The following is a 25,873-nucleotide window of genomic DNA, read 5'->3' on the forward strand; positions in this document are numbered from 1 at the left end:
ATGACTTAAATGCGCATGCTAGTGAAGAAATCTAAATATTCAGCTAGACTAAAAAGTAATGGTGGTCAGGCTGTGATTGAGTACGTGTTGATGCTGGTGATATCGGTATCGCTCGTCTTGATGTTAATGACTCAGATCTTCAAGCCCTTCCAAGCATTTGTTCAATCATTCATGGGCGACTATCTCGCGTGTTTGTTAGAAACGGGAGAGCTTCCACAACTCGGTGCCGATACTCTTAAAGAGAGTGAATGTAAATTTAGTTTTCAAGGTGTTTCGGGCAATAATTCCAATTCGTCTAACACTGGAAAATCAAACTCCAGTAATTCCAGCAGCAGCTCTTCTTCAGATGCAAGTAGTTCTAAATCCAGTTCAAGCTCTTCATCAAGCAGTGGAACTTATGCAGGTTCGAGTTCTCGTCCTCGTGGGAGCAATTCTATTTCCAGTGCAAGAGCACCTAAGCAAGGTGTTTCGGGCAACGGCGATGTGGGTGGTGGAAAGGTGATTGAAATCACCCTCGAGGGTGGTGGTGCCGGTACTTTATACAAAGCTAAAAACGGATCTTCTTATGTTGTTGAAGGCGGTCGACGCGTGGCCTCTTTGCCGATCAGTGGTATGACTGAAGAAGACCGAAAAAAACTCGAAAAGAGAGCTGAATCAGGAAAAAAATCCACTGTGGTTTCATCTGACATGAATACGAAACCCAAGAAAACTGCAGTGAAAAAACCGGAAGCAAGAACCGTTGCAGAAGCAGCGGAAGAACCAGTAACTTTTGGAAATTTTATACGTTGGTTATTCATCGCCGCGTTGATAATTGCACTCGTGATCTTCCTCGGTGGTCAGGCTCTGCAATTTTCCAAGAGTGGTGAAAAATAGTCTGCATCGCGTTTAGAAAAATTCCACATTAAATCTTAAGTTGTCTGTCACCAAACGGAAGTGCTTGTAACAAACGTTTGTTTCGAGCATACAAGGCACTCGTTTGTTTCGAGGGGGCCATTTTTGGAAAATGTGATTGAGATCAATCGCAAGAAATTCTTCACTATTGAGGAAGCACGTCAGTTGTTGCCGATCATCTATCGGTTGACTGATGAGGCCAATCGCGAAGTGAAGCTTCATGTGAACCGCATCGAAGCATATTCTGATAAAACCCACCCCTCCGTCGTTGTTATCGAAGAGCAAATTAACGCGATTATTGATCGCTGGCAGGCCAAGATTGAAAAGCTGGGCGCGGAGCCTAAGGGCCTTTGGATGGCCGATTTTGACAGCGGTGAAGGCTATTTCTGCTGGAAATTCCCTGAAACACATGTGGGGCACTTCCACGGCTATCACGATGGCTTCTCGGGCCGTAAACCCATCGACAACTAAAAACCCGACTTGAAAGTCCAAAGGGTGAGCGTATATTGAGCGCATGAGAATAGCTCTGGCGCAAATCAACCCCACTCTAGCTGATTTTAAAACCAATAAAGAAAAGATTTTGGATTATATCCACCAAGCGCAACAACGTAAGTGCGAAATGGTGGTATTTCCCGAATGTTCACTGTTTGGCTATCATCCGTTTGATTTGTTAGAGCGTGAGCAGATAGTTAAAAAGCAAGAAACCGAAATGCGGGATCTACTAAAAAGAATTCCGAAAAACATTGCGGTGATATTCGGAGTTATCACACGCAATCCAGATAAAAAGGGTCGTCCCTATTTTAATTCTGCCGTCTTTGCGGTTAAAGGCCAAAAACCTCGGTTCTTTCACAAACAACTTTTGCCAACAGGTGATGTTTTCGATGAAGCCCGCTTTATCGAACCAGGTGACGTGTCGAAAAACTATTTCACGTGGAAGGGTAAGAAGTTTTTCCTGACCATCTGTGAAGATATCTGGGCATGGCCTGATGCCAAAGGCCATTCACCATATAAGGTGAATCCTTTAGCGAAAGTAAAAAAGCAAAAAGTCGACATGGTTGTAAACTTAAGTGCTTCGCCATATTTCGTAGATAAGATGAAACAACGTGAATACGTAACCCGTAAAACGGCGGAGTATTTCAATGCACCGATTTTGTATGCCAATATGGTTGGTGCGCAGGATGAGATTATTTTTGATGGTGCAAGTTTCGTTCTGGATAAAAAAGGGAAAAAATTAATGACCTGTCTTCCTTTCGAGGAAGATTTGAACGTGATCGATCTCGACACCAAAGAGGTCTGGAGTAAAAATCCAAAAATTCAAAGTGTCGAAGAACTTCGCCGCGCCTTGGTTTTGGGAATTCGAGATTTCTGTGCAAAGACTGGGATGAAGAAAGTTCACCTGGGATCCAGTGGCGGTATTGATTCCGCTGTGGCAGCGGCGTTGGCGGTGGATGCAATGGGACCTGCGAATGTGACAACACTCGCTTTGCCGGGGCCTTATAATGCCTCTATGAGTTTAACGCTGGCTGAAGAGTTGGCCAAAAATCTGGGCGTTGAATTCAAGACCGTTGAAATTGCTCCGATGTATGAACAGGTCGTGAAAGGTCTGGAAAAAGGCATCGGCTTAACAGGTTTCAGTGTTGTAAATGAAAATCTGCAGGCTCGTCTGCGTGGTTTGACTTTGATGGCTTACTCCAATCAAAACAACAGCATGCTTTTAACCACTGGAAATAAGAGTGAGTACGCATCAGGCTATTCGACCCTTTACGGAGATATGTGTGGTGGTTTAGCGCCGCTTGGTGATCTGACGAAACAACAGGTTTATGCACTCGCAAAGCACTATAACAAAGAAGGCGAAGTGATCCCGGAAACGATTATCACACGTCCACCTTCAGCAGAACTACGTCCTAATCAAAAAGATCAGGACTCCCTTCCGGAGTATGATGACTTGGATAAATCTGTGGTTTCCTTGGTTGAGCAATTCAAAGAACCAAAAACGGCATCTGATAAATGGTTGTTGCCGGTACTAATGCGAACGGAATTCAAACGTTGGCAAGCACCGCCGATTTTGAAAGTATCGCCCCATGCTTTTGGACGGGGACGTCGCTATCCGATTGCTCACAAGGCTTAGAGTTGAATATGAATAAAAAAAAGGCTGTGTCACCACAGCCTTTTTTTTCAATTTATGCCGGAAAAATTTAAACGCCAAAGAAATCCATTTGTTTTGGCTGGCGCACGATTTGCGGGAAACGCAATTCAGGTTTACCAGTCAAGGCCACCAAGTTTGCAACTTGCGGAGCTTGGCCGCCCACAGAAATTCTTTTAAGCATTTGCGTGAACATGTGACCTAAGTAAGTCGCATCTTCCTCTGCTCTATGGAAATCTGTTGTTGGAATTTTCAAGTGTTGCACCAAAGTTCCCAATTTATAGTTTGGAAGACCGGGGAAAACTTTACGAGCGATTGGCAAGGAGTCCAACACAATCCCACGAGGTGCTTTTGATTCGTGTTTTTTTACGTCAGCCGTCAAGAACTGAGCATCGAAAGGTGCGTTGTGTGCAACCATGATGTCGTCACCGCAGAAGTCAGCCAAAGAATCCAACAAAGTATCAATAGTTGGTTTGCCTTTAACCATGTCATCAAAGATGCCATTCACTCTGGAAGCGCCTGGAGGAATTGGGCGAAGAGGGTCTACAAGAGTCGCAAATACGGCCTCAGGTTCACCGTTAATGAAGCGCACAGCTCCAATTTCAATAATTTGGTCTACGCCAGGTACAGTTCCAGTTGTTTCGAAGTCAAAAGCTACAAATCTCATGGCATAATTGATACAAAATGGCAGAGGCCCTTTCAATGAAAGACTGTCTGTTTAGAGGAGATTTCCGCCGTGAAGCCTAAGTCTGGAAAATATATAACCTTTTTGCCGGACGGCATCGATGCCCTGGTGAGTCAAAAGGACCAGAGTGTGCTTGATGTGGCTGTGCGCGAAGGCCTCTCTTTGGATCACACGTGTGGTGGTTTCGGAACGTGTGGAACATGCCGGATTTTTGTTCGCGAGGGGCTTGAGAAACTGCCACCAAGAAATGAAATTGAAGCCGATATTGCAGCTGATCGCGGTTTTCAAGATTTTGAACGATTGGCTTGTCAGACTGAACCCTTAGAAGGTCTTGTCATCGAAAGACCCGTTAAGGGCGCACGTAATAAGGATTAGTATAAATCCAACTGATCCATTTTTTCGCATCGGGGATTGGCATCGTTGACGTCACACGAACTTGCACACGATAAACGCCAGGCTCTGCAATCGGAAATGAAGTTTCAGGCTGATTGACACGTGCAACGGCTTCACCATTGCGGTAAATAATGATTTCAAAAAATTCTTTCGGTGTCGTCGGAAGTTTTACTTTAAGGACCATGCCTTTTTTAAACTTCATCTCAGAGCCCATCATGTAGGACTGTTTTTCGTCGTCGATCGTCGCGACAAAACCCTTGGGATCCCCCAAGATATCCATCGCCATATAGAAGTTGCCTTGCTTAAGCGCATTGAAAATCTTAGCGCGGTCACCGTTAAAGCTTCCCGTGAGTTCTGATTTTAGCATCACGTGATTGCTCATGATTTCAAAAGAGCGCTTATAGCTGGGAAAACGGATTAGATAGTTCGCTAAGGGAATTGCACGCGCAGAGGCTTCGGCGCCGGCGTAGACGACGATTTTGCGCTCCATCGACAGTTTGTCCAGCAAAGCAATTTCATCCGTAGGTTCTGAATACAAACGCAAGAAGGACAAACGGGGATTGAAAGGATAAATCAAAAAACTCCAGATTGTGGAAAGTTTTGAATCCTGCCAAGCGCGATTGGAAAGACTCTTTAAATTCCACAGTTCGAAACCATCAAGACCGGAAGGAATCTCTCCGCTCCAAGTGAAGCCGGCTTTGTATGGATGCGCGAGTATCGTCAAAGAATCTTTCTTGGCGCCCGTTTTTTGCGAAAGCAAATCCGCCAACGTCACTTGTGCATCCCCGAGGCTGCTGCCAATGCTTTCTTGTGACAAAGAGTAATAGATCAGTCGGGAATCAAGATAACTGTACTTACCAGCCGAAAGAACCATCAGATTTCCATGATAGGATTCAAAACTTGTCGGCATGTTGAAAATGTTTAAGTCCGTGAAAATCAAGAAATCCAAATTGGCAAGTTTTGCTGAAGTGATCACAAAGCTTGGTGTCGCAGATCCGGAAGATAGATCTGTGTGCACATTCATCACACCCTTGTAGTCATAATAATTGGAGGAATGTGCAGCTGAAAGTTGTCTGGGAACGATCGACGTGTCGAACTGGTTTAGATAAAATCCAAACAGAAAATAGAAAACCAGTAAGAATGAAAAAGCGACAATTGATTTCATGGTCGTGTGAATTCCAAAACAACAAAGTCAGGAGCGATTTTCTTTATCTCCTGATAAGTCCATTGTTGTTCGGAAAGCCACTGGGGTAAACCATTGCCTTGATGCTTCACCAAATAAAACTTGTTTCCAGCAGGTTTTGCTTCTGGAAGCGTGTCGAAAAAGTCAAAACGGCTGATATCCTTTAGCTTAAACACCGGAGATTTGCTGAAATACCACAGCGAGGATGACATTTGATAGGAGTCACCGTACAGCGGCTGATATTCAGCAGTTTCCTGGGCCAGAGTCTGCATAATAAACGGCTCGCTGATTTTTGGATCCACCGAGCGAAATTGTGGAACAAAAAGGATTACGATCGCAGCAGCGATAACTGCTCCAAAAAAGCCGATATAATACTTTTTCCACTGGGACATGCGCGGGTGCATCGCTGCCAGCATGAACATCGCAGGATATGCTATGATCGGCCAATTCGCCTCTACCAAGGCTTTAAAGGACGTGCCCAGAAAGAATAACAAAGGCAGCCAGGCGAAATAAATCATGTAACGAACAGGCTTGGCGGGTTTTGCGCGCACCGCCGCCCAAAGGACCCAAGGAAAAATAATGGCAATTTGAGCGAGCACGTATGAAATGGTCCACTCTGGATTGTAATGGGGTCTTTCAAAGCCATGCTCCAATTGAAATTTGAAAGACGCAAAATCATTTTGATAGTTCCACAGAATAACGGGAAGGCAGAATATCAAGCCCGCGATCAATGTTACTGGAACCCATTTCCAATTGACCTCGTTCCATTTTTTTTCAAATAGCAGATACAGAAGAAGGCACGGAACAAAAAGTACGATATGGTATTTTGCACAAAAACCTAAACCCAAAGCCACACCAAACGCGGCGTAATTTTTAAGATCTTTTTTTTCAAGTACCTGATCCAGATAATACAGACTTAGAATCCAGAAGAAAATCACGGGCAAATCAGGTGTGACGATCAAAGATCCAAATCCCAAAAGTGGAGAAAACAGAACCAGGTAAATCCATGTTCGGATTTTTTCGAGTTCTAAATGCTTGGATAGCAGCTTAATACCAACCCAGAGCGCCGCGTGGCCCAGAATGACAGCTGGCCAGCGCACGGAATGTAAAAAGGGCTCCAGGAAATGGCCCAACGAAAACAACCAGGCCACCATCGGTGGATGATCGAAATAACTTAATTGGAGACGATGAGACCAGACCCAGTAGTAAGCTTCATCGGCACTGAGTGGAATCAGTGCCGCAAGAATCAATTTGACGAAAAGGCTGATAAGCCAAAGTCGTTTGAGATCTTTCAAGATTAGTAACTCAATTTAATTGGCTTACCCAAATCGCCCGGGATACCCAATTCTTTTCCGTTCAAGATCAAATTTACCGCGCCACCGTTTGAAAAATTAATTTTCAAACCGCTTTTACTTTTGAACGTATGCACTTGTTCCGCAGACAATTTGATTTTCTGTGGTTTGCCATTTGGAGAAGAGTATTCGATTTCAACCGTGTCCAATGCTTCGACGATAAGCTCAACTGGCTTCGGCTTTTCCGGAGTCGGAGAAGCTGAAGGAGAAGGCGTCGCAGATGCCGTCGCACTTGCAGTCGCAGTCGGAGAAGCTGATGCGGATGCCGACGCTGTCGGCGACGGGGAGTGTGTTGCAGAAGGACTTGGAGAAGCTTTTGGCGTCTCTGTTGCAGATGGTGATGGCGAAGCCTTAGGTGTCGCAGTCGGAGTGGCTTTGCTTACGGGCTCGGTTTTACCAGCATCAGCCTTTGTCATATTTTCCAGTGGCGATGTTGCAGGCGTCGGGCTTTGCGAAGTTAACGGCTCCGTCAAAGTCGGCGTCTCGCCATCAACCGGAGTAACACCTTCCATTGTTTGTGCAACAGATGGTGGAATTTCAGCTTCTTTGGAATATTTATCGATCATCTTTTTAGTAAAGATAATCAAACCCGCAAGCACGCACAAAAGAACGACCGCGACGATGGTCTTCGTGTTGTTCTTTTTGTTCAAAGGAGAATAGTCATTGCTGCTGGAAGCGGATGCAGATTTACGGATAGGTGTGACTGTCGCTTCAGCATTATCAGCCGTCTCAGACTTGCTTTCGATCGCCGCATCTTTTTCTGGGGTGCTGCTCGGGCGGATGTAAGGTTGTGGGCGGGTGCTGCCCATTTCCTCGTAAAAGCTTTCAAGAATCTTATCTGCATCCAAGCGCAGGAATGTGGCATAGCTTTTTACGAAACCACGCAAAAATGTTTTTGCCGGAAGCTGGCTTTCGTCACCTTCCTCAATGGCTTTCAAAACTTTGCTGCTGATTTTAAGAGACAACGCCACTTCATTCAGCGAGAGGCCTTTTTCTTCACGTGCTGCCTTTAGAATCTCACCTGTTTTCTTCATTATTGTCCCTTTCGAATCAGATCCAGCATGCCCTTGGCTTTGTCGCGGTATTTGCCATCTGGATAGTAACGAATGATTTCCTCAAAGCGTGCGATGGATTTTGATTTGTCTCCAACGCGGTAATAAGCCAAGGCACTGTAATAGTGGGGCTCATCAATCAGATTTTTTTGGCAAAAGCCAATCGCGCGATCCAGAGCTTCAGTCGCCTGCGCGTATTTCTTTTCTTCAAAGAAAGCTCGACCATAGTATGAGTTTGCCCAGCAATCATCTGACTTGGTTTTTAAAACATTCAAAAAAGCTTCCTGAGCGGCGGCGTATTGCTTTTGGTTGAACTTTGAAAGGCCATAATTTGTGAAGGCTTTATCGATACCTGCATAAGTCAGGTCGTTAAGCACCAGAGTGAGCTCTTTGTCCGCTTCAGCGTACTTGCCTTGTTCAATCAACACGCGGCCCAAATTGTTGCGGGCGTCGGAGTATTTAGGATTCATCGCAACTGCTTTGCGAAACTGTTTTTCCGCAAGGTCGTAGCGTTCGCGCATGAAAAGCGCTTGGCCCATACTGTTAGGGACGGCGGCATTTGTGGAATCAAGCTCTTGGGCTTTTTGCAGGGCTACGATTGCATTGGGATAGTTGCCCTCTTCGATAAAGGCATTGCCCATTCGAAGATATAATTCTGACTTTTCTTTGTTCTGACTCCAACTTGCACAACCGGCCAAAGCAAGCATGCAAGCAGCGATAATCCATTTACGCATGTCTAAAAAGGTATCATTAGAGAGCTAAGAGTCAACCCTGAGCTCAGCAATAGTCTCTACATGGTCTGTCTGAGGAAACATCTCGAATGTTTGCATTCGCTCGAGGCGGAAATTTTTGCCGAGCTTTTGCGCCCATGCAAAGAACCATTTCAAATCACGAGCCAGGGAAACAGGGTGGCAGCTGATGTAAATGATCTTTTGCGGGGCTGCCGCCGCTAAAGAGCGCATGATGTATTCACTGGCTCCGGCGCGGGGAGGGTCCAGGACTACCAGGTCCTGATTTTGAATATCGGCTCTGCGCATGTAGCTTTCCACATCCGACATAAAGTAGCGAAGACGCTTATCTTTATTCAAACCTCGACCACGTTCTACCAACTTAGGATTAAGTTCGACTGCGGTCACTTTCGCGGATTTATACTTTTGCATTAACGGAAAGGTGAAATTGCCTGAGCCCGCATAAAGGTCAAAAACCTGCGGATACTCAACATCACCGGCCCAATTCAAAGTCGTTTCTAACAAATGTGGATTCTGAAAGCGGTTTACTTGAGAAAAGCCGATGCCGTCATCTTCATCCGTGATCAGACCATAACGGACTTCTTCGTTTTCAGCGATATACATTTCCAACCGCAACAGATCGCGAGATTTTTTCTCTGCGGCCCATTGGCGGACTTCAGCAAATTTCTTCGTCAGAATTTCCTCGGTGATCGGGCAATCATTGATTTCCACGATTTCATGGGAATTTCTTGCGAAAAAACCGAAGCGACCATTATGAAACTTAGGCTGAATGCGGTTGCGATAACTGAATGATCGAGGGCTTGCCTGAACTGGTAGATATTCGAAATTCAATTCCGGATTAAACTTCTTGATCGTTTCCAGAACCAGGGACTGTTTTTGATTTCGTTGTTCATCTTCCGTGATCTGCTGCCAGTTGCAACCACCACAAACATCCGCGACAGGGCATGGTGGAGTTCTGCGCGATGGGCCCGGTTTTAAAATATCAACGATGCGAGCTTCAGCAAAATTTTTCTTAGCAGTCGTGATTTCGACGAGCAATTCATCTTCGGGAGCTGCGAGGGGTACAAAAATAACAAGGCCATCGTGGCGGGCGATGCCCGCGCCTCCGATGGCCATTTTCTCGATCTTAACTTGGATACGAGAATTTACGTCCACAAACTACGCGTTGCAGATTTCGTGTTTTTCGAAGAACAAAGCAAGTTCGCGAGCTGCAGATTCAACAGAGTCAGAGCCGTGAACTGCGTTTTCGCCCATGTTGTCACCGAATTTAGAACGTACTGTGCCTGGGTTAGCTTTTTTAGGATCAGTTGCACCCATGATTTCGCGGTTTTTCAAAACTGCGCCTTCACCTTGCAAGCACATCAACATAACTGGGCCAGAAGTCATGAAAGAAACTAGTTCGCCAAAGAATGGACGAGCTTTGTGTTCAGCGTAGAACTCACCAGCTTTATCAGCAGTCAAAACTGTGATTTTAGCAGCAGCGATTTTCAAACCGTTTGCTTCAAACATGCTGATGATGTCACCGATAGCATTTTTTTTCATAGCGTTTGGTTTGATGATTGAGAATGTTTGTTCGATAGCCATTAGATATCTCCTTGTTATTTACAAACTGTATATGTGATTTCAAAAAATTCTGGTGTTTTATGGAACTGAGTTGTGCAATTCCACTCGCGAACCTGCAGAGTGATCAAATTACGGATCTCTACCACTGTTTGAATTGCCGTTCCTGTGGAATCATCGGCCTCAGCGAAACCCTGACCTTTAACGACATAGCGAAAATCAGGATTCAATAAATTCAAAGTTTGTTCGACATCGTCCATTGCCATGATAGCAACTTCCTTGATGGCGCCTGCATGAGCTGTCGACGATGCCAAAAGCAAAGCCATGACAAAAAGCTTCTTCACAGTGGTCTCCCTTTTTAAGGTCCTCTTGTTAGCCTTGGGGAGCCCCTGCTGTCAAGCATTCCGTCCTAATTTCGCAAGTTTACGTATTCCTCTAAGGCATTGATAATATGGTACAAAGAGCTCGATTTGGAAGAATTTCCAGAAAAAGTATCCTGAGCTGAAAGCTGGTCGTACCACATGCCTTTTTTAGGGGTCTCAAAGAATTTAAACAAAGTGTCCATGCCATCGTCAGCGCCTTTTTGGTAGGCAGCTTTTTCATGAGCCGGTACTTCTGTTGCCAATCGGGCTGCTGCTTTAATGCGCTCACATTGAGGCCAGAAACGTGAGGAAATCAGTTTTGGCGTAAAGTCGCTCCACATCTCGTCATAGGCGATTTTGCGAACAGGATCAGTTCCATGCTTTTCGGCCAATAGGAAGAGTTTGTGGCGCACGGCTTTGCAGTCTTGCCCCGTTAGATCCTGATAAAGTGAAAATAACCACGACCATTCAAATTGATGGCCGGGCTCATAGATGAAGCGACCATTTTCACGCAAGTGGTTCCAGTTTTCATCGAAGTATTCACCCAGCACGCCCGTTTGTGGATCGATAAATTTTGTGAGAGCTAATTGTGCAAGCTCATCGCCAAGCTTCCACCACTCTTGATCTTTATCGATTTGCATCCAGGCGATTGCGGACTCAAACATGTGCATGTGGGGATTTGATTTGTAGCTAACAGTTCCCTTTTCATCAAGTTCCGTAAAGCCACCAGCTTTTACACTGCGTTCGCGATAAAGATATTTTACCAACTCTTTGGCGCGAGTTTTATATTCTGGTTTTGGATCGAGCTGATAAGCTTGCGCCAAACCGAACAAAGCAAAAGCCTGCGTGTAAAGATCTGGATTTAAACTTTTGGGAGTGCCATCTGGATTTACCGAATAAATGAAGGCACCAGATGGCTGAGAGAATTTTTCCACCATATACTTCGCGCCTTGATTAACGGCGAAAGAGGCAACTTCTTTCGAAACAGTTTTCATGCGCAAACCAGTAAGGAAAGAATAAATCTGACGAGATTGAACCATTGCACGACGAGGCAGATCCATCGGTTCGCCTTCAAACGTCAGACTTTCAACAAAGCCGCCATTTTTGCGATCGATGCCTTTTTCACTCCACAAAGGAAAAACGTTTTGTGTGAGCCAGTTTTTAGAAAATTCAATTCGTTGTGAAGGATTCATATTGCTCTCGGTTCATCAGAAAAAGTTGATATCTGAGAATTAAATCCAGAGAGCGAATGGTCAAGGCATGTTTAAATTTTGTCGCTGATCAGTGAAGTTTTAAGGAAGGTTTCGCCTCTGCATTGACCGTTTTCGCAGCCATTGAAGTTGACGCACCCTCCTTTGGTTTGCACGCGATAGATGTCGTCCTCAAGGATGTCTTCTGCACCACGACTTAAGATTCCAATGACTTCGCCCCGTCGATTAAAAAGCGGGGATCCAGAACTACCGGAAAATGTGTCAACCGCGACTTTAAAAAAGTTTTTATCGGGAGCAGCATCTTGTATCACTCCCAGGTCTTGTTTGAGTGGAAGACCCAGGGGATAGGACATGCTTAATACCGTATCGCCTTCACTCAGTGCGTGTGTCGTGGCAACCTGCGCAGGGATAACCCCATCAACATTTCGATCCAATTCCACAACGGCATAATCAAGATTGCGATCAATAGTAAGTACCTTTTTGCAGCTATAAATCGCAAGATTCTGAGCTCCGTCGATGGCTCCAAAAACAAATTTTCCATTTTCACAGCGAGAAGCTTCTTGCATGCAATGAGCTGCAGTCAGAACTTTGTCGGGAGCCACTAAAACTCCGGAACAAAAACCGATCACTCGTTGATTTTGAAAACGTTCATTCTCGCACAGGGGATAGATATCTTTCAGAAAAGGGAAGTTTTTGCGAGTGCCGTCGAAGATCATCGCCGTTGCCTGACCAACTCGATAGGTACGATCAGAATCAATTACGTCCTGGCGCGAGTCTCCGTCATAGTACGCCGCAGGCCCGGTAATCGATCCGACTTGGCTAGTTTCTTTGGCGATACAAGCAGAGAGTAAGATTGGAAATAGCAAGACCCATGGTTTCATGGATTGCATCTTACCAGATTGCAGTTTTTCAGAGAGAAACTAACGACGAAATGGAAATTTCTTCCGGGTGAACTGTCGAGATTTTTGACACAGAATCAGAAGGATCTTATGACGAAATAGGGGATGACGATATACAGCGTGATATCGCGCACTAGATAATAGCCGACGATAACCGCGAACATCTTCCAGCCGTACTTTTTACGGAGGGCCCTGAAGCCGCCTTGTTTGTAGGTCTGTTTAACATCCTTAAGCACAAGTTTTCCTGAGCAGAACAGTTTATTGTCTCTCAGAAAGAATATATCACTTCTGGCGCCCTCGTCCATAATGCTGGCGTTTTACATGGATACTAAGGCTTCTCGCTCTATTGGTTTTCAATCAGTTATTAATTGGAATTCCTCACTTGCCTCGTGGCAAATGAGGGGTTAAACGAGTGCCTCAATTAAGGGGTACTTTATGAAAGCATTGATCCTAGCCGTTTTGATCCAATTGCCAGTATTCGCGATGGCGTCTTTTACGCAATTGAATTGCTCAACAATCACTGGCGATCTAGTTCGCATTGAAACGGATCGTGCCGTTGACCCACAAAGCCCATGGGTTGGTTTCAGCACTATCAATGCGCACCTGACTGTTAAAGAAGACCGTTCTAACAATCTTTATAAAACAGAAATCGTGCTAACTCCTATTCAGGGGAGCGGGGATCTGAATATGCGTGGTGATGCCACTCAAGGTGGAGTTTATCTACAGCTTTATCCACAGCTTGTGAATGGCAAGGCGTCAGGAAAATACACAGGTCAACTGTTTGTGAACGACCTGGATCAACGCCGCTACTTTGATTTCCGCAGCGAAGGCAATGAACCAGGTTTGGTTTGTCAGTAAACTTAGTGAGTTCCTTTTTGACTTTCGGTTGCTGATTTAGGAGCGGCCGAAAAATCGGTTTGTTCAGAAAGCTCGGACTCTACTGCTTTGCAAGCATTGTAATCTTTTAAAAGAGTCTGCAACGAGCTCGGTGTGCTTTTAACGACATTAGGAAGTGCACCTAAGTTGGTCAGCTCTAACTGTTTTTTTGCTTCGGCAAAAAACTCATCCGTGCCCTCGCGCTTATAATTAACTTTTCCAGAAATCTCTGCGCACTCTTTGATCTTTTGCAAATCGATATCAAATCCGCCGGACTCAACTTTGCCAATGAGTTCTTTGCACATAGATGCTGTCTGAACGTCACATGAAGTGGTCATCGCAACTTTCCTGAATTTACATTGCGCCTGACCCAGCACTTTTCCTTTTTCATCCAGCTTCGTGTATTGAAGATACTTGCCTGTGCCATCGCTATACAGACGAGTCACATTGTCATTCTTTTTAGAAACGATTTTGTACCACGTGCCGTTGCCACGCTTCTCGTAAATCTCATTTCCGCCGGATTTGATCACAGACTTATACCCATCGGAGACTAACTCAGATGAAGACTTCCCAAAACCATACGTTTTAACCTGATCACCAGCGCGAGCAGAAGAGACAGATAATAAAGTTAGAAGAAGGATCTTATTTAACATAACTTGCGTTCCTTGTTGCTTCAATCATGCGGGACTTTGGCACCCAAGCGTATCCATCTGCAGATTCGAATTCTGTGGATTCTGGTTTCCACGAGGTGCCATAGGTATTTTTCAATAGATATTCACACTGACCCGTTGTCGCGTTCATTCTGCGACCGACTAACAAGCTTGAATGATAAGCATTGCCAGAGGGGCTGTAAGGATAAGCAAAGAAATCTGCGTTATAGCCAATTTCAACGGGCGTACCTTGCTCCAGATGTTTCTCGATTTGCTTGCCAAATTTTTCAGAATCAAAATTGCTAAAGAAGGACATATCCATGCCTTCCGCACTTACACGGTGTTCGCAGCTTTTTCTAACCAGCTTGTTAAAGTATGTCGACTTGCTGGATTTTTTAAGAATCTCTGAAAATTGCTCTTTGCTTAAATTCGGAAACATTGTTTTTGCGACTTTGATAAACTCATCTTCGGAAATTTTTCCGCCCACAGCTTTCTTGCCGAGTTTATCCAGGAATGCGAGTGGCACGTTGGTGTTGATGCCGTTAAATCCTTCGCTGGGAAGTTCGCTTTCCAGGCAGAATCCACGGGACTTGGAAGCGCGAAATGCTGCAGTCGTAAATCCCTGGTTCGTGATTTGATCCTGAGTCATACCAATCATGCGATAGAGATCATGGTATCCGTTGTCAGTGTAGCCAAAAGCAACGCCAGCAGCGGATATCTCCTTTCCTGTTTTCCAAGAAACCATGTTCGCGACTGTAAAGGCGTAGCACCAACCATCGGTGCCTTGATTGCGTACGGGGCCAGTTTTCTTGCGCAGATCAATTGCTGTACATGATTTGGATTCTGCTGCGAAGGCTTGATCTGATCTGGCTTTTATTTCAGATAAAAACTTTTCGGTTTTATCGGGATTGATGTCTTTTGTTCCAGCCATATATTTCTTAAAGGATTCAAGCTGGGCATCAATTTTTCCGCTTGTCGCATAAAGGGCGAGAATGAATTTTCTGCGGATGATTTCGTCACGACGATTGTTCTCAAGAGCGTCGGTGTAAATCGTTTCGGGAACACCGAGCGTGCGCAAATTAACTTTGCAGTTCTTCGCAAGATCCATGGCCTGCTTCACTTTTGCAGTCATGTCGATGTGCGCCGATTTTTCACCGAATATTTCACTGTTCATCTCACGCAAAGATTTTTCGGCGTTCTCACACGCCGTCGAAGCAGCTAAAGCCATAGAATTAAAAACAAATGTCAGAATAACAAGAAGTGTCCGCATACACTTTTTATCGGCATAATAAATAGCAAATTTAAACACTTAGGCCTTCTTCCTGGGTGATTGTTGTTTACAACTAGAAATCACGACCATAATCTAGGGCCCATGAACCGAAGCCTCTTATTATCATTGGGTTTACATGCTCTTTTGGGTGCGGCATTTTACTTTGCCTCATTCAATCATGATGTTCCAAAGATCGAAGTGATTCAGTTTGAGATCCAAACTGCGCCCGCAAAACCCAAGCTGGACTTCGCGGGTACAACGCCGACCACTACGCGTAAATTAAGTGCCTCTGCAAAAACGAAAGGTTCGAATTTGAATCTTTTTGGTTCTGGTTATGTAACTGATTCAAGTGTGAAGAATAAGAATAGCGAACGGCCTGTTGCAGACTACACCGATCATGCGAACTACATCGGAGATGCCGAAGGATTTATTTCCGACGGAAATCAATGGTCTTACTTTCAGCAAGTCTTTAAAAAAATCGATGAACAGTTGTTGTTCGACTCACTTTTGGCGCAGTACGGTCACTTCGGAAATGTCTATGTAGAATTCGAAGTGGATGAAAAAGGTCATTTCGTTCAGAGCGGTTTGAAAGTTACAGCGGACGATGCCATTTTAAAAGTACACGCATTAAGGGCTTTGATTAAAGGTCTGCGGGAATCATTTGATAAAACCAAATGGAACCCCACGGGTAAAAGTCAGATATTTCAGGCGCACTTTAGTTTTTTGTATGAAAAGTACGGGGATAACACCAAGAAGCAGACGGCCTTTGCAAAGCCTGTCTTAAAGTTCACTCGCACCACCGGTGAACAAACTATCCCCACGAACTTACAAGATCAGCTTTTAACTGGGGGAATAGATTACGATCTATTTGCCGCAGCCGAGCGTTGGCAGAAATATAATAAGCGCAAAAAGCTTCGGGAGCAGGAGTTCGATCCGTTTTCGACTTACAAATCAGATCCCTTGTACAAGCTTTAAGGCATCCACTGGGCACTTGATTCGGAAATAAAAAAACCCACGATTCATTATCGTGGGTTTTTAGTTTTAATCTCACTTAAAGCCTATTCCAGTCGAGCCGGAGCGTAGACCTATTTCTTAAGCATGGATTGCATTGTCGTTCCCATGTCAGCAGGGGAGCGAGAGATTTTGCAACCAGCAGCTTCAAGAGCCGCAAATTTTGCTTCAGCTGTACCTTTACCACCACTGATGATCGCACCAGCGTGACCCATACGTTTACCAGCCGGAGCCGCAGCACCCGCGATGAACGCAGTTACAGGTTTTTTGAAGTGATTCTTGATGTATTCAGCAGCTTCTTCTTCTGCAGAACCACCGATTTCACCGATCATGATAACGCCGTCCGTGTCTGGATCTTCATTGAACAATTTCAAAACGTCGATGAAGTTTGTGCCATTCACCGGGTCACCACCGATACCTACGCAAGTAGATTGACCGATACCAAGAGCCGTCAATTGACCAACAGCTTCGTAAGTCAATGTACCGGAACGTGAAAGAACGCCGATACGACCTTGTTTGTGAATGTGGCCTGGCATAATACCGATTTTACATTCGCCTGGAGTGATAACGCCTGGGCAGTTTGGACCCACCAAACGAGTGCGTTTACCCTTCATGTATTCTTTTACTTTAACCATATCAAGAACTGGGATGCCTTCAGTGATACAGATCACAAGATCCAAATCAGCATCAACAGCTTCCATGATAGAGTCAGCAGCGAATGGAGGTGGAACGAAGATCACCGAAGCGTTGCAACCAGTAGCCGCTTTCGCTTCTTTCACAGTGTTGAACACCGGAAGACCGATATGAGTCGTGCCGCCTTTACCCGGAGTCACGCCACCAACCATTTTAGTTCCGTATGCCAATGCTTGCTCAGAGTGGAAAGTACCTTGAGCACCAGTGAAACCTTGGCAGATTACTTTTGTGTTTTTGTTAATAAGAATTGCCATGTTCGCTTATCCTTTAATCGCAGCAACGATTTTCTTAGCTGCATCAGTCAAATTGTCCGCTGGAGTGATGTTCAAGCCAGACTCTTTCAACATTTTTTTACCAAGTTCTACGTTTGTACCTTCAAGACGTACAACCAATGGAACTTTCAAACCAAGTTCTTTAGAAGCAGCGATCACACCTTCAGCAATGATGTCACATTTCATGATACCACCGAAGATGTTAACCAGGATGCCTTTAACGTTTTTGTCTTTAAGGATGATTTTGAACGCTTCAGTTACTTTCTCTTTGTTAGCGCCGCCGCCAACATCCAGGAAGTTTGCAGGTTCAGCACCGTGCAATTTAATGATGTCCAAAGTCGCCATCGCCAGACCCGCACCATTCACCAAGCAACCGATGTTACCATCAAGTTTGATGAACGCTAGATCGAACTTTGAAGCTTCAATTTCAGAAGGTTCTTCTTCGTTAAGGTCACGCATTTCAACGATGTCTGGATGTCTGAACAATGAGTTTGAGTCGAAGTTCATTTTCGCATCCAAACAAAGAACGTCGCCTTCTTTAGTTACAACCAAAGGATTGATTTCAGCGATAGAGCAATCAGTCGCGATGAATGCATTGTAAAGACCAGAGAAGAATTTAACAGCTTTGTTAACGATCTCTGGAGACATACCGATTTCAAACGCCAATTGGCGAGCTTGGAAAGGCATCAAACCGACAGTTGGATCGATGTCTACTTTTTTGATTGCGTTTGGATTGTGTTCAGCAACTTCCTCGATGTCCATACCACCTTCAGAAGAAGCCATCATTGCAGCTCTTCCAGTCGCACGGTCGATCAAACATGCTACGTAATATTCTTTAGCAATGTTGCAACCTTGTTCGATGAAAACTTTTTGAACAACTTTACCTTCAGGGCCTGTTTGGTGAGTCACCAATGTCATCCCGATCATTTTTTTAGTGTAGTCTGCAACTTCGTCCAAAGACTTAGCAACTTTAACACCGCCACCTTTACCACGGCCACCAGCGTGAATTTGAGCTTTTACAACCCAAACTGATCCACCGATTTCTTTAGCAGCAGCAACTGCTTCCTCTGGAGAGTGAGCAAGCTTACCTTTAAGCGTTGCTACTCCGAACTTTCTCAAGACTTCTTTAGCCTGATACTCATGAATATTCATTTATTAACTCCCGAAATTTAGACTTGCGTTTGATGACCCATTCAATATCAAATCATAGAGAGAAACAAGGATTACCGCTGGGCGCAGGACTGATGGAAGGTGGGCCAGAATGACGAGTGCACTACGTCTTGAAAACGTGACTGTGACTTTTGACTCACAGGTCGTTTTGCGCTCGGTAAATTTGGATATAAAGTCCGGCGAAGCTTTTGTGATCGTGGGGCCGAGTGGTCAGGGTAAAACGACTCTACTCAAAACTTTGTCAGGCCTTGTAAAGCCTCAAGATGGCAGGGTTTTTGTTGAACAAAGCGATTGGTTAACGCTTAGCAACAAGGAGCGCCTCCCATTGCTTAAAAAGATGGGAATTCTGTTTCAGAAAAACGCCCTTTTCGATTCTCTAACATGCCTTGAAAATATCTGTTTTCCCCTTCGTGAAACCACCCATCTGACCGAGTGGGAAATAACAAAGAAAGCTGAGAGCTTCTTGGATGCGGTGGGAATTCCTCACGCCAGAGATTTGTATCCAGACGAGATCAGTGGAGGGATGCAAAAGCGCCTGGGAATAGCACGGGCCTTGGCTTTGGATCCGAAAATTATTTTTTACGATGACCCAACAGCAGGTCTTGATCCGATCACGTCTAAGAAAATTATTTCGCTGATTAAGACACTACAAAAGCAAAACAACTCCACGATTGTAGCAATTACGAACGACATGAATCGCGCTTATCAAATGGCGGATCGAATTGCGATGGTTGTTGATCAGGAAGTTATTATCACAGGATCTCCGAAAGAGACTGAGAACCACAGTGATCCTCGAGTGCGCCAGTTTGTACGCGGTCTTCTGCAAGGACCTCTGACGGCGCTTGACCCTGTCTTATAATGGCCCGTAAAATTTCTGAGTGATAGAGTTCAAAAAGATCGTCAAAAGATTTGGTGACCGCACAGTTCTTAATGGACTCTCTGCAGTTATTCGCGAAGGCGAAATCGTTTTTATTTTGGGAACATCTGGAACGGGTAAGTCCGTTCTGCTGAAAAATCTGGTAGGTCTTTTGACTCCTGATGAAGGCGAAATCTGGATTGACGGTGAAGAAGTTTCTAAATTCACCGAAGAACAATACCTTCCTATTCGAAAAAAATGCGGCATGGTCTTTCAGCATCCGGCTCTTTTTGACTCACTGACGGTCTTTGAAAACGTCGCCTTTGGTTTACGTCGTCATTATCAATTTCCTGAAGAAGTGATCCAGGAAAAAGTTCTGAAAGCCTTGCGCTTGGTGCATTTGAAAGACGTCGAAGACAAACTTCCGGCGCAGATTTCATATGGAATGCAAAAGCGGGTCAGTCTTGCGCGCACCATTGCGCTGGATCCAAAAATTTTACTGTTCGATGAGCCGACGACGGGACTTGATCCTGTGACGACGACCGCAGTGAATCAGCTAATTCTTGATTTATCCCGCTCTTTGAAAACAACTTCAATCGTTGTGAGCCATGATATGAATTGTGCGCTTTCCATTGCTGATCGAATCATTGTTTTAGATAAAGGACAAATCGTGGCCATGGGAACACCCGCCGAGCTAAAAAAATCTGAAGTTCCCTTAGTGCAGGATTTTTTGGCCGAGGTGCTGGCATGATTTCATTCACAGTTTATATTCTGGACGAAATCGGCGGGACGCTTTTGTTTTTGCAAAAGATTCTGTCCACTATTTTTGTCAAAAGACTAAAAACCCACGAGATATTTGTTCAGATTTGGAAGGTTTCAACAGAGTCTTTCCCGACGACAGCAATGGCGGGATTTTTCGTGGGCGCGATCATGGCCGTTCAATTCGCCATGCCTATCCGGGAGTTCGGTGCTTTGGGTTTCCTGGGCGGGCTTGCGACCAGTGCTACGTTTCGTGAAGTCGGCCCGATGCTGATTGCGTTTATGCTAAGCGGAAAAGTCGGGGCTTTTACCTCTGCCGAATTGGGAACAATGCGTGTGACCGAACAGATCGATGCCGTCCGCTGTCTGGGTGCAGATCCCATGCAGGAAATCATCGTTCCACGTTTTATCGGCATCGTTATTTCAAGTTTCTTTTTGCTGGCAGCAGGATTGATGATGTCGGTATTCGGTGGAATGGCTTTATCGCAAGCTTTTGCCGGAGTAACGCCTGAAGAATACGCACGCCACATTCCTACCATCGTTCATCCACTTTCAATTCTGAGTGGAATGATAAAAAGTCTGGTTTTCGCTGTCGTTTTAGCAACGATCTGTACCTATAAAGGCTATACCACAACAGGTGGAGCAAAAGGCGTTGGCCGGGCCGTTGTTGCGACAGCCGTGACGACGATGATTTGTATCGTGGTGATGGATTGGTTCACAAGTTTTTTGGGTGACGTCATACTTCAAATGATCAGAGGGTACCGCTCATGATGACACTTCTTGCTGACACTTTCTGGGGAACATTCACTGGACCTTTTCGACGTAAAGAGTTCTTACAGCAGCTCTATTTTGTCGCCAATCGCAGTCTTTTCATCATAGTTTTCTGTGTCTGCTTTGCCGCGGTTGTGACCATCCTTGAATCCTCATTTCATATGAAAATGGTGATTCAAAACGATGCGATGGTTCCTGGATTTGCTGCCGTCCTAATATTGAGAGAGCTAGCAGCAATCGTGACAGCACTCTTATTGTGTTCTCGTGTAGGGGCGGGATATGCCTCCGAAGTGGGAACGATGCAAATCACAGAGCAAATTGATGCATTAAAAATGTTGGGAATTGATCCAGTTAATTATCTGGTTATTCCACGGTTTTTTGCGTGTGTATTGGGTGGTGTTTTACTGACGGTTATTTCGAATATGACTTGTCTGTTCGCAGCGATGATGATCAGCCAGACCTATTTGGGATATACACCAGGAATGTTCATCAGTTCCATGCACAGATTTGTGCAATTCAAAGACGTGATCTTTGCGGTGATAAAAGGAGCTTGTTTCGGCGGAGTCATCCCTCTTGTCGCATGTTATTTTGGATTTAACTGTCAACAGGGTGCAGAGGGAGTGGGCAAGGCAACCACAAATACGGTGGTCGTGGCCTCGATTGCAATTATTGTTATCGATTTTATTTTGTCTTATACTTTTAGTTATCTTTATTGAGCTTTTTCGGGAGCGTTTATGAAAGTGGAAACCAAGGTCGGTTTGTTAGCTCTAGTAAGTCTAATCATGGTCGCAGCGTTCGCGTATGCCATGGGCTTCATTGCTCCTTTCTCGAATACCAAAGAACTGAATGTGATGTTTAACTTTGCTGGTGGCATCGAAGAAGGTTCCCCTGTTCGTGTTATGGGTATCAAAGTGGGCAAAGTTAAATCCATCACATTTGATCCTGAACATAAAATGGCTAATGGCGAAGAGGTAAAGCTTCGTTTGACGATTACCATTGATAAAAAAGCCTGGACGAGTGTCCGTAAAGACTCGAAATTTTTTATCAATCTTGCGGGTGTGATCGGGGAGAAGTTTTTGGAAATCTCTCCGGGCAATGCAGCCGCGGGTGAGTTCGCAAATGGCGATTATGTACGTGGGGAAGATCCGCCACGTATCGATCAACTCTTATCACAAGGATATGGATTGGCCGGTAAAGTTATCGAAATCCTGGAAAAAAATGAAGGATCAGTAACAAATACGATCAAACAATTGGATGCTTTGACGACAAACTTTAATCGCACGCTGGTTTTATTGGATAAAACGACAAAAAACCGCGAAGTTTCCAGATTGCTTGATAATGCAGTAAAAATCAGCGATGACATGGCATATTTTACGACGAATCTTCGATCTAAAAAGGCTGAAGACACGTATGATTTGGTTCATAAACTTCTTTTCCGATTGGAACCTATGGATGCTCCGGCAATCAAAAAGTTTCTTCAAGAAGAAGGTGTCAGAGCCCGCATCTTTTAGATCCTGAGCTAAAAGGAGGCCCTTATGTTTTCACGTTTCACAGGTGTTGCCGCCATCATCTTGTTGGCATCGTCAACTTCTCTGGCAGAAATCTCCACGTCCAATCTTAGTGCAGACTCTTCATCAATATCGACCAAGGCGATCAGTATTGAGCAGGATTATAGCGAATCCATGCGCGCTGAACGCTTGGGCATGACCTACTCTTCGACATTAAATATGCGTCAGTCCCGTAAAGTGGGCGTTGGAATGTCCGTCGGTGGTCAGTTGGGGCTTGTTGGAATCGCAACAGAGTTCAATTTTGAAGATGAAAACAGCGTCGTTGCCGGTTTTGGCACCGGACCTGGTTATAATTCGATCCAATTCGCGTGGAAGCATGCCTTTGATGGTGATTATATCGCGCCTTATTACACGGCGGGATATTCTCGCTGGTATAATTCGATGGGAAACTCCGGATCTTGGAAAGAATCCGGGATTTTGGACCGCGTTTTGACTGATGAAGAAAAGAAAACAGGTCGCTTCGGAACCGACTTTTTGAATGCCTCTTTGGGTCTTCAGTACAATCAATTGTCCGGTGATTTTGCCGGCGTTTCTTGTTTCGCGGAAGTGGTGGCGATGTACGAAGTTAAACGCGCACAACTTATTCCTTCAGGCACTGTCGGCGCTCTTTATTATTTCTAATTTTTCAGAACAGAATTAAAGCTAAAAAAGGCTCGCAGAGATGCGGGCCTTTTCTTTTGAAAGCCGCTCTGGTGGCGGATTTCGGGCATAAAAAAACCCCAGAGTTGCCTCTGGGGTTCAGTGTACTAAATTAGTACAGCGTCTAACTACTTAGAAGCTTTTTTAGTCGCTTTTTTAGCAACTTTTTTAGTAGCTTTTTTAGCTACTTTTTTTGTAGTTTTCTTTGCTGCTTTTTTAGTAGCTTTTTTTGCTGCTTTCTTTGCCATGTGCTCCTCCTAGGATGCAAACGTTGTTGTTGTTACTTACTTGTAAAAAACCTTACTTAACCTAAGTCTTCCCAAATCGACCTGCGCCGTCAACAAAAAAATTGCTTGCATATTTTTTGCGATCAACGAGATCCGTGGAGGCACCTCTTGATCACCTTTTTTATGCTTTCGATGATCGGACAAGCACTTGTTCAGCGTTCTCTTGCCAACATCGCGCGGGAATTTGCGATCTCTCAACAAAGTTTGAGATCTTTGATGATCTTAAACTTCTTTGCGATCGCTTTAATCGCCGCGATTTCTGACTCAACAGTATCGCTCTGGCTTTTCTTCGGCATTCTTTTAATAAGTTTAAAGTTTTTTCCTGATTTTTTCCGCATTTTTCTTATCCAACGACTTTCCAAAGCAGTGATCCCCGTGCTCGATAACCTGATTTTAGGAATTCAGGCAGGAAAATCATTTCGGCAGAGCCTGCATATGGCAATCGAAAGTCAAAGCGGTTGGCAGCGTAATCAGCTGCGCGAAATTTATAATTCCATCGTCACTTCTGAAAATCGAATCGCTGCGAAATCCGCTGTGATAAAGGATTTGCAGGCAGAGCTGTTGGAAATAGATCGCTCACAAACACGCTCACTTGATCAGGCAAAAGCACTTCGCCGACAGTATAAAGTTGAAGAAAATTTTCGACGTAGGTCCGGACAAGTGACCCAACAAATAAAGATGCAGGCGATAATTGTCACCGCCCTTTATGGCGCGCTTTTAGCATTTGTATTTGCGCAATTTGGCTTTACTCGCCACCGATTTTTAATTCTTGGCTCCCTTTTTATGTTCGTTTTGGGTCTCTTTATTATTTTTAGCGTGGGTCGGAGGATGAAATGGAAGGTGTAGCGCCGCCACTATCGTTATTACTTTGCGTGAAACGCGGTTTGGAGAAGGGTCAACCTACCAAATCGGGCGTGCTTCATTATTTAAAACGATATCAGGGAGAATTTCCGGAACAGGTGAGTCGTTGGTTGGCGCTCCTGCAGCAAGGAAAGGACACCCATGGCCTCATTAAAGAGATTTCATCTCCTCATCGCCAGGTGATTTTGCAGTTATTGGAACGCGGTCTGCGCGGTGAGGCCATTTATAATGTAATCGTAAGCCTTGAAGACGAACTGATCGAGGCCTGTCAGGAAGAGATCAGTACAAAGCTTGCGAGACTTCCTTTCTTATTGCTAATCCCTTTGCTTCTATTTCAGTTTCCGGCGTTTCTGCTGCTTCTTTTTGGTCCCTTGCTGCAAAATTTTTTTCACTCTTTGGGAGGGGGGTGATAGAGTGGCCCAGTTGGGGGAAATCCATGGCAGAGCTTGAAACTAAAAAGAAAACTGTGACGCTGGAAAAGCTGGTAAGTGAGTTGATGAAAGATCAACCGAACGGCAATCTTGTGAAACAGCTGACTTCAGAGCTAGGAATGGATTATTCCGTAGATCCAATGACTCAAATGAATACAGTTTTGCAGTCCATGAACACAGTCTTACTTCAACCCAACAGAAGAAGAGACTTAGAAAGCTAGTCGATCATGTCACAAATCTATAATTCGATCCTGGAAACTATCGGTAATACACCGATGGTGGCACTTCATAACGTTACTAAAGGTTCTAAACACAACTATTTCGCCAAAGTTGAATACTTCAACCCTGGTGGCAGCATCAAAGACCGCGTCGCAGTTGCGATGATCGAAGAAGCTGAAAAGCGCGGCGAATTGAAGCCGGGCGGTACGATTGTTGAGGCGACATCTGGTAACACAGGGGTGGGGCTGGCATTGGCTGCGGCAGTTAAAGGGTACAAATGTATCTTTGTGATGCCAGAAAAAATGTCTGAAGAAAAAAGATCAATCTTAAAGGCCTATGGCGCTCAGGTTGTCATCACACCGATGGTGGAACCAGAACATCCACTAAGCCATTACACTGTCTCAAAAAAGATCGCAGACGGCATTCCGGGTGGATTCCTGGTGAACCAGTTCTTCAATGCAGATAATCCAACTCGTCACTATAAAACAACTGGTCCAGAAATCTGGAAGCAGACAGATGGCAAAGTGGATGTTTTGGTCGGCGGCGCAGGTACAGGTGGAACGCTTTCGGGCTGTGCAAAATATTTGAAAGAGCAAAAAAAGGACGTAAAAGTCATTTGTGCGGATCCAATCGGCTCGATTCTTTACGATTTGTATTACCATAAGAAAATCGTCGATCCTCCAGGCTCTTATAAAGTGGAAGGTATCGGTGAAGATATGCTTCCAGGCAACGTTCACCTGGACATTTACGATGGTTTCATTCGTGTTGGAGATCCTGAGATCTTTGCTTTGACTCGTCGTTTAGTATCTGAAGAAGGATTGTTGGTAGGTCCTTCAAGTGCAGCGGCTTTGGCTGGTGCTATGGCATATGCCGAAAAGTTGGAAAAACCATCGAATATCGTGGTTATTTTCCCAGATAGCGGTCGTCAGTACTTAAGCAAAGCATTTAACGATCAATGGATGGTGGATAACGGTTTCTTGAAGGCTGAAGACACTAAAAATGTCTTTAACAGAGTCGTTTCCGCTGAAGAAGCCCTAAAAAATCTTTCTAAATAATAGGT

30 protein-coding genes are annotated in these 25,873 nt (G+C 44.7%); 16 read left to right on the forward strand and 14 right to left on the reverse strand.

Going from position 1 to position 25,873, the window contains the following annotated elements; genetic code table 11:
- Positions 1 to 9: 9 nt before the first annotated feature.
- The 3 genes from ACLSU7_RS12285 to ACLSU7_RS12295 all read left to right on the forward strand — a co-directional run bounded on the left by ACLSU7_RS12285 (position 10) and on the right by ACLSU7_RS12295 (position 3,019).
- A complete protein-coding gene (locus ACLSU7_RS12285) occupies positions 10 to 873 on the forward strand; it encodes a hypothetical protein (RefSeq protein WP_413292174.1) in 864 nt (287 codons plus the stop codon).
- Between the two features lie 132 nt (positions 874 to 1,005).
- A complete protein-coding gene (locus ACLSU7_RS12290) occupies positions 1,006 to 1,362 on the forward strand; it encodes a DUF2203 domain-containing protein (protein WP_413295413.1) in 357 nt (118 codons plus the stop codon).
- A gap of 43 nt (positions 1,363 to 1,405) precedes the next feature.
- On the forward strand, positions 1,406 to 3,019 hold the full coding sequence (locus tag ACLSU7_RS12295; protein WP_413292175.1) for an NAD+ synthase: 1,614 nt from the start codon (positions 1,406 to 1,408) through the stop codon (positions 3,017 to 3,019).
- 67 nt (positions 3,020 to 3,086) lie between these two features.
- Here ACLSU7_RS12295 and ACLSU7_RS12300 read toward each other — a convergent pair whose 3' ends face one another.
- Positions 3,087 to 3,701, reverse strand: coding sequence for a PolC-type DNA polymerase III (locus tag ACLSU7_RS12300; RefSeq protein ID WP_413292176.1), 615 nt, complete (start codon positions 3,699 to 3,701; stop codon positions 3,087 to 3,089).
- 69 nt (positions 3,702 to 3,770) lie between these two features.
- Here ACLSU7_RS12300 and ACLSU7_RS12305 point away from each other — a divergent pair, with 69 nt between their 5' ends.
- Positions 3,771 to 4,094 carry a 2Fe-2S iron-sulfur cluster-binding protein gene (locus tag ACLSU7_RS12305; protein ID WP_413292177.1) on the forward strand — a complete coding sequence of 108 codons (324 nt, stop codon included), beginning with the start codon at positions 3,771 to 3,773 and terminating at the stop codon, positions 4,092 to 4,094.
- Here ACLSU7_RS12305 and ACLSU7_RS12310 read toward each other — a convergent pair.
- From ACLSU7_RS12310 to ACLSU7_RS12350, 9 genes are all read right to left on the reverse strand, one after another.
- Positions 4,069 to 5,277 (reverse strand): hypothetical protein, encoded by a 1,209-nt coding sequence (locus tag ACLSU7_RS12310; protein ID WP_413292178.1) that lies wholly within the window; start codon positions 5,275 to 5,277, stop codon positions 4,069 to 4,071. The genes ACLSU7_RS12305 and ACLSU7_RS12310 overlap by 26 nt on opposite strands.
- Complete coding sequence (locus ACLSU7_RS12315) at positions 5,274 to 6,590, reverse strand: ArnT family glycosyltransferase (protein WP_413292179.1); 1,317 nt, start codon at positions 6,588 to 6,590, stop codon at positions 5,274 to 5,276. The genes ACLSU7_RS12310 and ACLSU7_RS12315 overlap by 4 nt, the downstream gene beginning before the upstream one ends.
- 2 nt (positions 6,591 to 6,592) lie before the next feature.
- Complete coding sequence (locus ACLSU7_RS12320) at positions 6,593 to 7,681, reverse strand: helix-turn-helix domain-containing protein (protein WP_413292180.1); 1,089 nt, start codon at positions 7,679 to 7,681, stop codon at positions 6,593 to 6,595.
- A complete protein-coding gene (locus ACLSU7_RS12325; RefSeq protein WP_413292181.1) occupies positions 7,681 to 8,433 on the reverse strand; it encodes a tetratricopeptide repeat protein in 753 nt (250 codons plus the stop codon). Before ACLSU7_RS12325 ends, ACLSU7_RS12320 begins: the two co-directional genes overlap by 1 nt.
- A 24-nt stretch (positions 8,434 to 8,457) precedes the next feature.
- Complete coding sequence (locus tag ACLSU7_RS12330; RefSeq protein ID WP_413292182.1) at positions 8,458 to 9,603, reverse strand: class I SAM-dependent RNA methyltransferase; 1,146 nt, start codon at positions 9,601 to 9,603, stop codon at positions 8,458 to 8,460.
- Between the two features lie 3 nt (positions 9,604 to 9,606).
- The gene (ndk, locus tag ACLSU7_RS12335) at positions 9,607 to 10,032 is read right to left on the reverse strand and encodes a nucleoside-diphosphate kinase (protein WP_413292183.1); all 426 of its coding nucleotides are present in this window, start codon (positions 10,030 to 10,032) and stop codon (positions 9,607 to 9,609) included.
- A 14-nt stretch (positions 10,033 to 10,046) separates the two neighbouring features.
- Positions 10,047 to 10,352 carry a hypothetical protein gene (locus ACLSU7_RS12340; RefSeq protein ID WP_181605615.1) on the reverse strand — a complete coding sequence of 102 codons (306 nt, stop codon included), beginning with the start codon at positions 10,350 to 10,352 and terminating at the stop codon, positions 10,047 to 10,049.
- Between the two features lie 65 nt (positions 10,353 to 10,417).
- The gene (locus ACLSU7_RS12345) at positions 10,418 to 11,563 is read right to left on the reverse strand and encodes an AGE family epimerase/isomerase (RefSeq protein ID WP_413292184.1); all 1,146 of its coding nucleotides are present in this window, start codon (positions 11,561 to 11,563) and stop codon (positions 10,418 to 10,420) included.
- A 71-nt stretch (positions 11,564 to 11,634) separates the two neighbouring features.
- Positions 11,635 to 12,462 carry a trypsin-like serine peptidase gene (locus ACLSU7_RS12350; RefSeq protein WP_413292185.1) on the reverse strand — a complete coding sequence of 276 codons (828 nt, stop codon included), beginning with the start codon at positions 12,460 to 12,462 and terminating at the stop codon, positions 11,635 to 11,637.
- A gap of 453 nt (positions 12,463 to 12,915) precedes the next feature.
- Here ACLSU7_RS12350 and ACLSU7_RS12355 point away from each other — a divergent pair, with 453 nt between their 5' ends.
- Complete coding sequence (locus tag ACLSU7_RS12355) at positions 12,916 to 13,338, forward strand: hypothetical protein (RefSeq protein ID WP_413292186.1); 423 nt, start codon at positions 12,916 to 12,918, stop codon at positions 13,336 to 13,338.
- Positions 13,339 to 13,340: 2 nt separating this feature from the next.
- On the opposite strand, the gene ACLSU7_RS12360 is transcribed toward ACLSU7_RS12355, so the two are convergent.
- Positions 13,341 to 14,009: a hypothetical protein gene (locus ACLSU7_RS12360; protein WP_413292187.1), complete on the reverse strand. Its 669-nt coding sequence runs from the start codon at positions 14,007 to 14,009 to the stop codon at positions 13,341 to 13,343.
- Entirely contained in the window at positions 13,999 to 15,276 is a 1,278-nt protein-coding gene (locus ACLSU7_RS12365) for a hypothetical protein (protein ID WP_413292188.1), read from the reverse strand. Before ACLSU7_RS12365 ends, ACLSU7_RS12360 begins: the two co-directional genes overlap by 11 nt.
- A 102-nt stretch (positions 15,277 to 15,378) precedes the next feature.
- On the opposite strand from ACLSU7_RS12365, the gene ACLSU7_RS12370 reads away from it, so the two are divergent.
- The gene (locus ACLSU7_RS12370) at positions 15,379 to 16,251 is read left to right on the forward strand and encodes a hypothetical protein (RefSeq protein ID WP_413292189.1); all 873 of its coding nucleotides are present in this window, start codon (positions 15,379 to 15,381) and stop codon (positions 16,249 to 16,251) included.
- A 110-nt stretch (positions 16,252 to 16,361) separates the two neighbouring features.
- Here the strand turns inward: ACLSU7_RS12370 and sucD are convergent, their stop codons facing one another.
- Together sucD and sucC are read right to left on the reverse strand one after the other, a co-directional pair.
- Complete coding sequence (gene sucD / locus ACLSU7_RS12375) at positions 16,362 to 17,234, reverse strand: succinate--CoA ligase subunit alpha (protein ID WP_413292190.1); 873 nt, start codon at positions 17,232 to 17,234, stop codon at positions 16,362 to 16,364.
- Between the two features lie 6 nt (positions 17,235 to 17,240).
- Positions 17,241 to 18,404, reverse strand: coding sequence for an ADP-forming succinate--CoA ligase subunit beta (gene sucC, locus ACLSU7_RS12380; protein WP_413292191.1), 1,164 nt, complete (start codon positions 18,402 to 18,404; stop codon positions 17,241 to 17,243).
- A gap of 109 nt (positions 18,405 to 18,513) precedes the next feature.
- Here sucC and ACLSU7_RS12385 point away from each other — a divergent pair, with 109 nt between their 5' ends.
- The 10 genes from ACLSU7_RS12385 to ACLSU7_RS12430 all read left to right on the forward strand — a co-directional run bounded on the left by ACLSU7_RS12385 (position 18,514) and on the right by ACLSU7_RS12430 (position 25,868).
- Positions 18,514 to 19,281: an ABC transporter ATP-binding protein gene (locus tag ACLSU7_RS12385; RefSeq protein WP_413292193.1), complete on the forward strand. Its 768-nt coding sequence runs from the start codon at positions 18,514 to 18,516 to the stop codon at positions 19,279 to 19,281.
- Positions 19,282 to 19,300: 19 nt separating this feature from the next.
- On the forward strand, positions 19,301 to 20,029 hold the full coding sequence (locus ACLSU7_RS12390) for an ABC transporter ATP-binding protein (RefSeq protein WP_413292194.1): 729 nt from the start codon (positions 19,301 to 19,303) through the stop codon (positions 20,027 to 20,029).
- On the forward strand, positions 20,026 to 20,808 hold the full coding sequence (locus ACLSU7_RS12395; RefSeq protein WP_413292195.1) for an MlaE family ABC transporter permease: 783 nt from the start codon (positions 20,026 to 20,028) through the stop codon (positions 20,806 to 20,808). The genes ACLSU7_RS12390 and ACLSU7_RS12395 overlap by 4 nt, the downstream gene beginning before the upstream one ends.
- Complete coding sequence (locus ACLSU7_RS12400; protein WP_413292196.1) at positions 20,805 to 21,524, forward strand: MlaE family ABC transporter permease; 720 nt, start codon at positions 20,805 to 20,807, stop codon at positions 21,522 to 21,524. Before ACLSU7_RS12395 ends, ACLSU7_RS12400 begins: the two co-directional genes overlap by 4 nt.
- Positions 21,525 to 21,542: 18 nt before the next feature.
- Positions 21,543 to 22,319: an MlaD family protein gene (locus ACLSU7_RS12405; RefSeq protein WP_413292197.1), complete on the forward strand. Its 777-nt coding sequence runs from the start codon at positions 21,543 to 21,545 to the stop codon at positions 22,317 to 22,319.
- A gap of 24 nt (positions 22,320 to 22,343) precedes the next feature.
- Positions 22,344 to 22,997: a hypothetical protein gene (locus ACLSU7_RS12410; RefSeq protein WP_413292198.1), complete on the forward strand. Its 654-nt coding sequence runs from the start codon at positions 22,344 to 22,346 to the stop codon at positions 22,995 to 22,997.
- A 413-nt stretch (positions 22,998 to 23,410) separates the two neighbouring features.
- Positions 23,411 to 24,148, forward strand: a complete 738-nt coding sequence (locus ACLSU7_RS12415; RefSeq protein ID WP_413292199.1) for a hypothetical protein — start codon at positions 23,411 to 23,413, stop codon at positions 24,146 to 24,148.
- The gene (locus ACLSU7_RS12420; protein WP_413292200.1) at positions 24,136 to 24,573 is read left to right on the forward strand and encodes a hypothetical protein; all 438 of its coding nucleotides are present in this window, start codon (positions 24,136 to 24,138) and stop codon (positions 24,571 to 24,573) included. The genes ACLSU7_RS12415 and ACLSU7_RS12420 overlap by 13 nt, the downstream gene beginning before the upstream one ends.
- Before the next feature lie 26 nt (positions 24,574 to 24,599).
- A complete protein-coding gene (locus tag ACLSU7_RS12425) occupies positions 24,600 to 24,815 on the forward strand; it encodes a hypothetical protein (protein ID WP_142701942.1) in 216 nt (71 codons plus the stop codon).
- Between the two features lie 6 nt (positions 24,816 to 24,821).
- Positions 24,822 to 25,868 carry a PLP-dependent cysteine synthase family protein gene (locus tag ACLSU7_RS12430; protein ID WP_413292201.1) on the forward strand — a complete coding sequence of 349 codons (1,047 nt, stop codon included), beginning with the start codon at positions 24,822 to 24,824 and terminating at the stop codon, positions 25,866 to 25,868.
- The last annotated feature ends 5 nt before the right edge of the window (positions 25,869 to 25,873 follow it).

Source organism: Bdellovibrio sp. HCB185ZH, assembly GCF_047302455.1.
GTDB lineage: Bacteria > Bdellovibrionota > Bdellovibrionia > Bdellovibrionales > Bdellovibrionaceae > Bdellovibrio.